Here is an 11,285-nt window from a genome sequence, read left to right as displayed (position 1 = left end):
CCCGCGCCGCGGCGCCGCCGCCGTCCGGGCCTCCAGCGTGCGGCGACGGGGCGGGCGGCGGGAGAGGCGCGTCGATCCGGGGACGGGCCGTCCCTGGCTGGGCCGGGCCGGCGGGGGCATGGTGGAGGGGTGGACAGAACAGAACTCGCCGACTTCCTGCGCCGCTGCCGCGCCCGGCTGGCCCCCGCGGACGTCGGCCTGCCGCAGGGCGCCCGGCGCCGCACACCGGGGCTGCGCAGGGAGGAGGTGGCGCAGCTGGCGGGCATGTCCACCGACCACTACACGCGGTTGGAGCAGGCCAGGGGCTCGCGCCCGTCCCGCCAGATGCTCGCCGCGGCGGCCCGCGCCCTGCGGCTGACGGCCGACGAGCGCGACCACCTCTTCCACCTGGCGGGCGAGGAGCCTCCCCGCGACCGGGCGGCCAGTGACCACGTACGGCCCGGCCTGCTGCTCGTCCTCGACCGCCTCACCGACACACCGGCCCAGGTGGTGAGCGACCGCGGGGACGTCCTCGCCCGCAACGCGATGGCGAGGGCGCTCCACGGCGACACGGCCGAGGGGCCCGGCGGCGGACACAACGCCGTGTGGCGGTACTTCACGGACCCGGCCGCGCGGGAGCTCTACCCGCCCGAGGACCGCGACCTCGCAGCCCGCGCGGCGGTGGGCGACCTGCGCGCGAGCTTCGCGCGCCGCCCGGACGACGCGCGCCTCGCGGATCTCGTGGGGCGGCTGCGCGCCGCCAGCGCGGAGTTCGCGCAGCTGTGGGACGCGCACCGGGTCGCGGTCCGCCGCTCGGACGTCAAGCGCTTCCTGCACCCGGTCGTGGGCCTGCTGGAGCTGGAGTGCGAGGTGCTGCTGAGCCCGGAGCACGACCAGCGCCTCGTCCTCTACACCGCCCGCCCGGGCAGCGAGTCGCGCGAACGGCTGGAGCTGCTGCGCGTGGTGGGCCTGCAGGACCTCGCCCACCGCTGAGGCACCGCGGGGGCGCCCGGCCGCCGCGGGCCGCGACGGCGCGCGAGAGCCGGGAGGGGCCCCAGGGCGTGGGCGGCCGGGAGGGTGCCCGGAGCGCGCCCGGGGCCGCCGGGGGTCAGGGTCTCGCGCGCACCATCCGCAGCACCAGCCCGGCGTACAGGTCGCCGACCTCCTCGGGCGTCCGGCTCCCCTCCTCGTTGAACCACCGCGCCACGTCGATGCACAGCGAGAGCACCGCGAGCGTGGTTCCGGGGACGTCGGACACGTCGAACTCGCCGTCGCGGACGCCGTCTTCGAGGATCCTGCGGACCACGGCGTCGCTCTGCCGCCGCAGCGCGACGATCTCGGGGCGGTGTTCGGGGCCCAGCGCGTCCAGTTCGTACTGCACCACCCGTGCGGTGGTGTGCTGCTCCGCGTGCCAGCGGACGAACGCCCGTACGACCTCCGCCAGCCGCTCCGCCGAGGTGCCCCCGCCCGCCTCGGCGCGGCGCAGGATCGCGAGCGCCCGGTCGTGGCCGAGCCTGCTGATGCGGTGCAGGAGCTCTTCCTTGGTCTTGTAGTGGATGTAGAGGGCCGCGGGGCTCATGCCGGCCCGTCCCGCGATGTCGCGGGTGGTGGTGGCGTGGTACCCGCGTTCGGCGAACGCCTCGACGGCCGCGACCAGCAGCCTCCTGGCCGCCTCGGGGGACACCTCGGCCCAGGGCGCGGGGGTGCCGCCCTCGCCGCCGGCCTCGCCGCCGTCGACCGATCCGGCCGTGCGCATGGTTCGCCCCTTCCGTCCGGGTACCGGGCTGCCTCGCGGCAGGACGAACACCATACCCCGAAGGTGAGCAAGCGCTTAGGAAGTACCGTGCGCGCCCCGCCGTTCGAATGCGGGATTCGAAGGTGCAACGATTGCCTCTCGGCTTCTTGACCGCTTCATGACACGGGGCCAAGATGATGATCCTTCACCCGGAGCGCAGCGCCGACCACGGACCGTTCCGACTCCACTGCCCCAACCCCGAGGCCGGCGAACCCCAGGCGGGGGCTCCGCCGCCGCCGCAGCGTGCCGGGACCGTCAGGCGCAACTCGCGGAGAGGATCCACCCGTGGCATCTGCAGAACCGAACAACGCGGCCACCGTCCAGCCGGCCGCAGCAACCACCGCGAGCATCGCCGATCCGGGCGCCCTGGGGCTGGCCGGATTCGCGATGACCACCTTCGTCCTGAGCACCTTCAACACCGGCCTCCTGAGCGACACCCTGGAGACGGTGGTGCTGCCACTGGCTCTCTTCTACGGTGGCCTCGCCCAACTCCTCGCAGGAATGTGGGAGTTCCGCAGGGCCAACACCTTCGCGGCCACGGCGTTCAGCTCGTACGGCGCCTTCTGGCTGGCGTTCGCCTACTACATCTCGCACGTCGCCCCGAAGCTGCCGCCGGAGCACGCCTACCAGGCCACCGGCCTCTTCCTGCTGGCCTGGGCCATCTTCACCACCTACATGATCATCCCGGCGATGCGCACGAGCGGGGCCGTGCTGGCCGTGATCGTGCTGCTCGCGCTGACGTTCATCCTGCTCACCATCGGTGCCTTCGCGCAGTCGAGCGGCATCGACAAGGTCGGCGGCTGGGCGGGCTACGTGACCGCCGCGGTCGCCTGGTACGCGTCCTGCGCGACGGCGGCCAACAGCACCTGGAAGCGGACCGTGCTGCCGGTCTGGCCGCTCGCCTGACACCGTCCCCGCTCCGCCAGGAGCACACATGATCGGTCAACTCCATTCCTGGGCACGCACGTTGACAGGAACGGCCCGGCGCCCCGCCCCCGCGGCGGGGCGCCGTCGCGTCCGGGCGTCGCAGGGCCTCCACGCGCGGGCGTGCGGAGATGTGTCCGTGGTGTGGGGCGCGCGGTGCGCGGTGCGCGGTGCGCCTCCACGAGTGCCCGTGTGTTCTTGGGGTGCCCCGTGAGTCGTTGGAGTGCGGGGCGGGGCGTTGGTGTGCGCGGTGTGTCTCGATCGCGCTCCGAGTGCGTGCGGCGGTGGTCCCGTGCGGTGGCGGTGAAGGATCGGGGCGCCGGTGTCAGAAGGCGGAGACCCCGGTAAGCGCGCGGCCGATGATGAGCTTCTGGATCTGGCTCGTGCCCTCGTAGAGCGTCATCACCCGTGCGTCGCGCAGGAGTTTGCCGACGGGGTACTCGTCGATGTAGCCGTAGCCGCCGAAGACCTGGATCGCGTTGTTCGCGGCGCGGACGGCCGCCTCCGAGGCGAACAGCTTCGCCTTCGACGCCGCCGTCGCGAACTCCTCGCCCCGGTCGACGAGGTCGGCCACCCGCCAGGTCAGCAGCCGCGCCGCGTCGACGTCGACCGCCATGTCACTGATGAGTTCCTGCACGAGCTGGTAGTGGGCGATGGTGGAGCCGAACTGCTCGCGCTCGCCCGCGTATCCGAGGGCGGCGTCGAGAGCGGCCTGCGCGATGCCGACACTGCCCGCGGCGACCGCCATCCGGCCCTTCGCGAGCGCCGACATGGCGATCGAGAACCCCTTGCCCTCCGGCCCCAGCATCGCGCCCGACGGCACACGTACCCCGTCGAGGGACAGCTCGGCGGTGGCCTGCCCGCGCAGCCCCAGCTTGCCGTGGAGGGTGCGGCGCTCCAGTCCCGGGGTGTCGGTGGGGACGAGGAACGCGGAGATGCCGCGATGCCCCGGGGTGTCGTTGGTACGGGCGAAGAGCAGCACCACGTCGGCCCAGGTGCCGTTGGTGATGAACATCTTGGACCCGCTCACGACCCAGTCGTCGCCGTCGCGCACGGCGCGCGTCGCGAGGTTCCCCGCGTCCGAGCCGGTGCCGGGCTCCGTCAGGCCGAAGCAGCCGATGGCCTCGCCCGAGGTGATGCGCGGCAGCCAGGCCCGCTTCTGCTCCTCGTCGCCCCAGGCCAGGATGGTCTTGCCGACGAGCCCGAGCGACACCGACACGATGCCGCGCACGGACGAGTCCCCGCGCCCGAGTTCCTCGGTGACCAGGCAGTACGTCAGGTGGTCGCCACCTGCACCGCCGTACTCCTCCGGCACGGTCATGCCGAGGAGGCCCAGCGCGCCGAGCCTGCCGACGATCGCCCGGTCGACGCTCTCGGCGCGGTCCCACTCCACGACGTGCGGCGTGATCTCGCGTGTCACGAAGTCCCGCGCGAGGGCGCGGATGTCGGCCTGCTCCTCGCTCAGTTCCAGGTTCACGATCGGGGCTCCTTCGCAGTTCTCCGGGGGTGCGGCCGCCCGTTCTCCGGGGAGGGGCGGCGTGCCGGGCGGGCCGCGCCGACGCGGGGGACCGCCGCGGTGCGACCGGTACGGCCCCGCCACCCGGGGGGCGAGCGCGGCGCGCCGGCCCGCGCCCGCAGCCCCGGCAGCCCCTGCCCGGTTGCTCCGGACGGCCCGTCCTGCGGCACGGACGTTAAATTAGCACCGCTAGTTTAATCTCGACAGGCCCTACTATGTGGGCCATGGCCCGACCGCGCAAGCCCCTGCTGAGCCGAGAACGCATCGTCGCCGCGGCGGGCACGCTGGTGGACGCGGAGGGGCTCGAGGCGGTCTCCACCCGGCGCCTCGCCGCGGTGCTCGGGGTGAGCGGCCCCTCCCTCTACAACCACTTCCGCACCAAGGACGAGATCCTGGAGGCCGTGGCGGACGCGGTGAGCGCGCAGGTCGACCTGTCGATGTTCGAGGAGGACGACGCCCGCGACTGGCGCACGGCGCTGCGGGACTGGGCCGTCTCCTACCGGGCGGCGCTCGCCGACCACCCCCACCTCGTACCCCTGCTGGCCCGCGGCCCCGGCCGGCGGCCGGCCGGGCTGCGGATGGCGGACGCAGTCTTCGGCGCCATGGTCAGGGCGGGCTGGCCCCCGGCCCAGGCGACCCGCATCGGCGCGCTGATGCGCTACTTCGTCACCGGTTCCGCGCTGTCGTCGTTCGCCCGGGGCTTCGTCGACGACCGCGCGGCGTACGACCCGGCGGACTACCCGCACCTCGGCCAGGCGCACCTGCTCGCGGAGCACCAGCGGCAGGTCGACGAGGGAGCCTTCGAGACCGGCCTGAGGGCACTGGTCGACGGGCTCGCCCTGGAGTACGCGCGGGGCCCGGCACGCCCGCCCGGGCCGGACGGCGCCGGCCCCGGCTGACGGGCGCGGCGGACGGCCCCGGCTCTTGTGCGGCCCGGAAGGCCCGGGAGCCGCGGGGCTCCGGGGCCGCGGGCCGCCGGGTCCGTGAGCCCCGGCGGGGCCGCAGCGGCCCCCGGACGGCGGCCGGCGGCGCCGCACGGCCCGCTAGAACACCACCAGGGCCCGCCCGCTGCGGCCCGCCAGCATCGCGTCGAAGGCCTCCGGGATGGCGTCCAGCGCGATGCGGTCCGTGACCATGAGGCCGAGGTCGAAGCGCCCGGACGTGATGTGCCCGCCGATCACCGGGAGGTCGCCGGCCGGGTCGCTGTTGCCGTACACGCAGCCCGACAGCGTGCGGCCCCAGGTGAAGATCTCCAGCGAGTTGAACGTGACCTGCTGGTCCTTGCCGCCGATCCCGACGACCGTCGTGCGGCCGCCGCGCCGGGTCGAGTCCCACGCCGCGCGGATGGTCTCGCCCCGTCCCACGCACTCCACCGCGGCGTCGACGCCCCGGCCGCCCGTCAGCCTCCTGATGTCCTTGGCCGTGGTCGGCGACGCGACCACGTACGAGGTCGCGCCGGCCGCCCGCGCCAGGTCCTCCTTGGCCGGCGAGACGTCGACCGCGACGATCTCCGTGGCGCCCGCGATCCGTGCGGCCTGGAGGGCCGCGAGGCCGACCCCGCCGACGCCGAACACGGCGACGCTCTCCCCGGCGCGCACCCGGGCGGAGTGGTGCACGGCACCGTAGCCGGTGAGCACCGCGCAGCCGAGCAGGGCCGCGTCGGCCAGCGGAACGCCCTTGGGCAGCGGCAGGACGCAGTTCGCGGCCACGACGGTCTCCTCCGCGAACGCCGCCACGTTCAGCCCGGGGTGCAGCTCGGTGCCGTCCGAGGCCCGCGCGTGCACGGCGGACGCGCCCGCCAGCGCGTTGGCGCACAGCCACACCTCGCCCGCCTCGCAGGCCGGGCAGGCGCCGCAGGACGGCGCCCAGTTGAGGACCACCTCGTCCCCCGGGGCGAGCCCCCCGACGCCCTCGCCGACCGAGACGACGGTGCCGGAGCCCTCGTGCCCGAGCACGGCGGGCACCGGCACCCGCATGGTGCCGTTCGACAACGACAGGTCGGAGTGGCACACCCCGGCCGCGGCGAGTCGCACGCGCACCTGCCCCGGGCCCGGCTCCGGCAGGTCGATGTCGTCGATCCGCAGGGGTGCTCCTATTTCGGGAAGAACGGCGGCGCGGGTCATGGAGTGCCTCCTCGGGGGCGGGGCTGTGAGCCTGGACGGGAGTCGGGGTCGCGGCCGTGAGCCGTGACGGAAGGGGAGTTGACGTCGGGGTCGGGGGTCGGGCCGGTGCGGCGGGCCGCGGGCCGGCGGCTAGAGCTGGAGCGACTTCGTCTGCAGGTACGCGCGCAGACCGTACGTGCCCATCTCGCGGCCGACCCCGGACTGCTTCCAGCCGCCGAACGGAGCGAGGGTGTTGAAGGCTCCGCCGTTGATGTCCACACGGCCGGTGTCCATCCTGCGGGCGAAGGCGACGGCCTCCTTCTCGGTGCTCGCCCACACCCCGCCGTGCAGCCCGTAGACGGTGTCGTTGGCGATGCGCACTGCGTCCTCCTCGTCCTCGTACCTCAGGACGGACAGGACGGGGCCGAAGATCTCCTCCTGGGCGATGGTCATGTCGGTCGTCACGTCGGCGAACAGCGTCGGGGCGACGAAGTAGCCCGTGGGACGGGGAGGTTCGGTGCCGCCCGCGACGAGCCGCGCGCCCTCCTCGACGCCCCGGGCTATGTAGCCGCGCACCCGGTCGCGCTGCCGGGCGCTGACCACCGGCCCGACGCGGGTGCCGTCGGCGGCCGGGTCGCCCACGCGGTACGCCCCCAGCTCCCGCCGGGCGAGCTCGACGGCTTCCTCGTAGTGCGCCGCGTGCACCAGCATCCGTGTCCACGCGTAGCACGTCTGCCCGGAGTTGGCCATCACGTGCCCGACGCCCGCGGCGACCGCCCGGCCGAGGTCGGCGCCCGGCAGGATCACGTTGGCCGACTTCCCCCCGAGCTCCAGCGAGACGCTCTTGACGGCCCCGCCGGCGAGCGCGCCGATGTGCCGGCCGACGCTGGTCGAGCCGGTGAACGAGACGTGGTCGACGCCCTCGTGCCGGGCGAGCGCCTCGCCCGCGACGCGTCCGTGGCCCGTCACCACGTTGACCACGCCGGGCGGGAGTCCCGCCGCCTGCGCGCACTCACCGAACAGCTGGGCGCTCAGGGGCGTGTCCTCGGCCGGTTTGAGCACGAGGGTGCAGCCCGCGGCCAGGGCGGGCGCCACCTTGCCGACGATCATCGAGACGGGGTAGTTCCAGGGCGTGATGGCGGCGACCACGCCCACGGGCTCGTGCAGCACCGTCGAGTTGGCGATCCGCTCCTCGAACGGGTGGGCCGCGGCGAGTTCCGCGTAGGCGGCGAGGGCGGCGATCGGCGCTCTCGTCTGCACCTGCCGGGCGAACCGCGCGGGTGCTCCCAGCTCCGCGACGACGGTCCGCGCGATCTCCTCCCCGCGCCGCGCCATCGCGTCGTGCAGGGCCCCGAGGAAGGCGGCGCGGGCGGCGGGCGGGGTGGCCGCCCACCCGGGCAGCGCCTCCCGGGCGGCCCCCACGGCCGCGTCCACGTCCGGCGCCGTGCCCGCCGGGACCTCGGCGATGATCCGCTCGTCGGCGGGGTTGACCACGGCGATGGTGTCCGCCGCGGCGGCTGGGCGCCACTGTCCGCCGATGTACATGGCGTCGTGTGCCTTCATCGACATCCTCCCCAGGACGGCCGGTGCGGCCGGACGCACGCGCGGCACGCGGCGTCCGGAGCCAAACTAGCGGCGGTAGTTTTCCGGGCCAAGGCTCGCGTCCTCCCCCGCCGCGGCGCGTTCGGGTGAACCCTGCGGTCCGCACCGCGGACGGCGCCCCGGCCGCCCGCCGTTGACGGCGCCATTCCTCTGGTGAACCATAGGATTGTCGGGCGGACCGGAGAATCCTCACGAGGGAGTGTCGATGAGCGGCGACGGCGGGGACGCGACCAGCGTCGGAACCCACAGCGGCGGAACGGGCGGCAAGGGCGCGGACGGCGGCGCGGGGTCTCCCGGCCGCGGCGCGGACGGGAGCACGGGCCCGGTGCCCGGGCCGGCCGTCGAGCGGGCCAGGAAGGCGGCGGCCGGGCTCGGCCATCTCACCGGCTTCGGCAACGAGCACAGCTCCGAGGCGGTCCCCGGAGCCCTGCCCGTCGGCCGCAACTCGCCGCAGCAGGCGCCGCTTGGCCTGTACGCCGAGCAGTTGAGCGGCACCGCCTTCACCGAGCCGCGCACCCACAACCGCCGCTCCTGGCTCTACCGCATCCGCCCGTCCGCCGCGCATCCCCGGTACGCCCGGATCGGCAACGGGACGCTGAGCGGGGCGCCGTTCACGCAGGCGGAGCCGGACCCGAACAGGCTGCGCTGGGACCCGCTGCCCGACCCGGAGCCCGGCACCGACTTCCTGGCGGGGCTGTGGACGCTCGGCGGCAACGGCGACGCGAGTCGCCGTGTCGGCATGGCGATCCATCTCTACGCCGCGAACGCCCCCATGGACGACGTGGTGTTCGGCGACGCGGACGGCGAGCTCCTGATCGTGCCGGAGCGGGGCGGGCTGCTGCTGCGCACCGAGTTCGGTCTGCTCGCGGCGCGCCCCGGCGACGTCGCGCTGATCCCCCGCGGGGTGCGCTTTCGCGTCGAGCCCCTGGACGGCACGGTCACCGGGTACGTCTGCGAGAACTACGGCCGCCCCTTCCAGCTGCCCGACCTCGGCCCGATCGGCGCCAACGGGCTCGCCAACGCGCGCGACTTCAGGGCGCCGGTGGCCGCGTACGAGGACGCGGAGCGGCCGGTGCGCTCGGTGCACAAGTTCTGCGGGAACCTCTGGGCCGCGGACCTGGACCACTCGCCGCTGGACGTCGTCGCCTGGCACGGCAACCACGTCCCGTACGTCTACGACCTGCGGCGCTTCAACGTCATCGGATCGATCAGCTACGACCACCCGGACCCGTCGATCTTCACGGTGCTGACGTCGCCCTCGGACACGCCGGGCCTGGCGGGCGTGGACTTCGTGGTGTTCGCGCCGCGCTGGCTGGTGGGCGAGGACACGTTCCGGCCGCCGTACTTCCACCGCAACGTGATGAGCGAGTACATGGGCCTCGTCGAGGGCGCCTACGACGCGAAGCGCGCGGGCGCGGGCGGCTTCGTGCCGGGCGGCGGCTCGCTGCACAACATGATGTCGGCGCACGGGCCGGACCGCTCCACGTACGACCGGGCGAGCACGGCCGAACTGCGGCCGCAGAAGGTCGACGACGGCCTGGCCTTCATGTTCGAGACGCGCTGGCCGATCGTCACCACGTCCCGGGCCGCGGCCTCACCCCTGCTCCAGGGCGGGTACGACGGGGTGTGGCAGGGCCTCGAACGCCGCTTCCGGGGATGAGCGGTCGCGACGGCGGGGCGGGCGCCCCGGCTCCGGGCGGCGGGGCGGGCTCCCCCGCTCCGGCCGACGGGAACGGAGCAGGCCGGAACGGAAACGGCGGGGACGGCGGGGACGGCGGGGGCGGGGACGGCGGGGGCGGGAACGCGTCCCGCGCCTTCGCCCCGGACCCGCTCGCCCTCAACCGGAAGCTGCCGCTCTGGTACCAGGTCTCGCAGTCGCTGCGGGCGTCCATACTCGGCCGCCATCCGGGCGATCCGCTGCGGCTGCCAACGGAGGAGCGCCTCGCCGAGCACTACGGCGTCGGCGTCCTCACCATGCGCCAGGCGCTGAAGGAACTGGCCGCGGAGGGGCTGATCAGCAGGCACCGGCGGCACGGGACGTTCATCGAGCCCGGCACCCGGCGCAGCGCGCCGCGCCGCCTGCTGGGCTCGGTGGACGCGGTGGTGGCCCAGCAGTCGGGGGACGTGACGACGGTCCTCGGCCACGGGCCGGAAAAAGTCGCCGGAGAGTTGGCCGAATTCTTTCCCGATCTGGCCGAGATCGTCTCCTACACCCGGCTGCGCAGGGACCGGGAGAGCGGGGAGCCGGTCAGCTGGGCCGAGAACGCGGTCCGTCCCGACGCTGCGGCACGCATCGACGTCGCCGATCTGGCGGAGGCACCGATGACCAAGGTGCTGCGCGACGGTGCGGGGATCACGATCGCCCGCATCACGGACACGGTGCGCGCCACGCTCGCGGACCCCGTGACGGCCGAGCTGCTCGGCGTGCCGCTCCTCAGCCCGATCCTGCACTACACCGGCGTCACGTACGACGAGCGCGGCAGGGTGGTCGACGTGGCCCGGATCCGCTACCGGGGCGACCGGTTCGCCTTCTCGGTGACCGTGGACGCCTGACGCGCCGACGCCGGCCCGCCCGCCCGTCCTTCGGACGGCACGCACGGGAGACGGCACGCACGGGACGCGGCGCCTCCGGCCCCCGCCCCCGTGCGGTGCGGGAGCCGGCCGGGCACCGTTCCGGGCCCGGGGCGGGCGGCGCCCGCGGGCGTGCCGGAACGGCGGGCCGCGCGGGTCGTTACGCTTTTCGGGGGAGGCGACTCCCGCGCCCTGGGAAGCTACCGAGGAGGAGGGGGTACGGGGTGGCCGAGACGACCGCCGTGCCCGCCGGGACTCCGCTGCTCGCCGACCTGATGCCGTGGTCGGTCGCGCCGCTGCGGCTCGGCAGGACCTGGATCCTGGCCCCCGACGCGATCTCGCTCGCGGCACGCTGGGACCGGCTCGTACACGCCGAGGGGGCCGAGCGCGAGACCCTGTTCGCGCCGAGCCGCGCCCGGACGCAGCACACCGCCGTGCCCGCCCTGCCCGGCGGCGCGGGCGGCACCGGGCGCTTCGTCCGGGAGGCCGGCGCGTGCCCCGCGCCGGTGCGCGTCACGCACGGACCGTTCGACGAGCAGTGGCTGATCCCCGATCACCGCCTGATCGACGCGGCCCGCCCCGAGCTGTGGCGGGTGGCGGACGAGCAGCAGGTCTTCGCCGTCGAGCAGGGGCACGTGCCCGGCGCCGGGGGCCCCGCACTGCTGCTGTCGGCGCCGCTGCCGGACGGCCGCTCCCCCGCCGGCCGGCCCGGCCGCATCCGGCCTTCACGGAGTGGTTCCGCCGCCCGGAGCGGCCGCAGGCCATCTCGACCGACGTCTTCGGCACCGCGCCCCGC

General features: G+C 74.9%; 10 protein-coding genes. 6 read left to right on the top strand and 4 right to left on the bottom strand.

The features are described 5' to 3' along the window. Positions 1-129 precede the first annotated feature (129 nt). Positions 130-972 carry a helix-turn-helix transcriptional regulator gene (locus L1885_RS15375; protein ID WP_235797678.1) on the top strand — a complete coding sequence of 281 codons (843 nt, stop codon included), beginning with the start codon at positions 130-132 and terminating at the stop codon, positions 970-972. 115 nt (positions 973-1,087) lie between these two features. Here the strand turns inward: L1885_RS15375 and L1885_RS15370 are convergent, their stop codons facing one another. Further along, the gene (locus tag L1885_RS15370) at positions 1,088-1,735 is read right to left on the bottom strand and encodes a TetR/AcrR family transcriptional regulator (RefSeq protein ID WP_235797677.1); all 648 of its coding nucleotides are present in this window, start codon (positions 1,733-1,735) and stop codon (positions 1,088-1,090) included. Between the two features lie 324 nt (positions 1,736-2,059). On the opposite strand from L1885_RS15370, the gene L1885_RS15365 reads away from it, so the two are divergent. Next, on the top strand, positions 2,060-2,680 hold the full coding sequence (locus tag L1885_RS15365) for an acetate uptake transporter (RefSeq protein WP_235797676.1): 621 nt from the start codon (positions 2,060-2,062) through the stop codon (positions 2,678-2,680). A gap of 343 nt (positions 2,681-3,023) precedes the next feature. On the opposite strand, the gene L1885_RS15360 is transcribed toward L1885_RS15365, so the two are convergent. Further along, positions 3,024-4,175 (bottom strand): acyl-CoA dehydrogenase family protein, encoded by a 1,152-nt coding sequence (locus tag L1885_RS15360; protein WP_235797675.1) that lies wholly within the window; start codon positions 4,173-4,175, stop codon positions 3,024-3,026. Positions 4,176-4,438: 263 nt separating this feature from the next. Here L1885_RS15360 and L1885_RS15355 point away from each other — a divergent pair, with 263 nt between their 5' ends. Beyond that, positions 4,439-5,113, top strand: coding sequence for a TetR/AcrR family transcriptional regulator (locus L1885_RS15355; protein ID WP_235797674.1), 675 nt, complete (start codon positions 4,439-4,441; stop codon positions 5,111-5,113). A gap of 144 nt (positions 5,114-5,257) precedes the next feature. Here the strand turns inward: L1885_RS15355 and L1885_RS15350 are convergent, their stop codons facing one another. After that, the gene (locus tag L1885_RS15350; protein WP_235797673.1) at positions 5,258-6,337 is read right to left on the bottom strand and encodes a zinc-binding dehydrogenase; all 1,080 of its coding nucleotides are present in this window, start codon (positions 6,335-6,337) and stop codon (positions 5,258-5,260) included. 129 nt (positions 6,338-6,466) lie between these two features. Next, positions 6,467-7,879 (bottom strand): aldehyde dehydrogenase family protein, encoded by a 1,413-nt coding sequence (locus tag L1885_RS15345; RefSeq protein ID WP_235797672.1) that lies wholly within the window; start codon positions 7,877-7,879, stop codon positions 6,467-6,469. A 244-nt stretch (positions 7,880-8,123) separates the two neighbouring features. On the opposite strand from L1885_RS15345, the gene hmgA reads away from it, so the two are divergent. The 3 genes from hmgA to L1885_RS15330 form a co-directional block, all read left to right on the top strand. Continuing rightward, the gene (gene hmgA, locus L1885_RS15340) at positions 8,124-9,578 is read left to right on the top strand and encodes a homogentisate 1,2-dioxygenase (protein ID WP_235797671.1); all 1,455 of its coding nucleotides are present in this window, start codon (positions 8,124-8,126) and stop codon (positions 9,576-9,578) included. Further along, a complete protein-coding gene (locus tag L1885_RS15335) occupies positions 9,575-10,471 on the top strand; it encodes a GntR family transcriptional regulator (protein WP_235797670.1) in 897 nt (298 codons plus the stop codon). The genes hmgA and L1885_RS15335 overlap by 4 nt, the downstream gene beginning before the upstream one ends. 293 nt (positions 10,472-10,764) lie before the next feature. After that, on the top strand, positions 10,765-11,285 hold a 521-nt coding region (locus tag L1885_RS15330), incomplete at its 3' end, for a type ISP restriction/modification enzyme (protein ID WP_308117329.1).

The sequence above is a fragment of the Streptomyces fuscigenes genome (assembly GCF_021556455.1).
GTDB lineage: Bacteria > Actinomycetota > Actinomycetes > Streptomycetales > Streptomycetaceae > Streptomyces > Streptomyces fuscigenes.
This window is presented reverse-complemented; position numbering and strand designations above follow the sequence as displayed.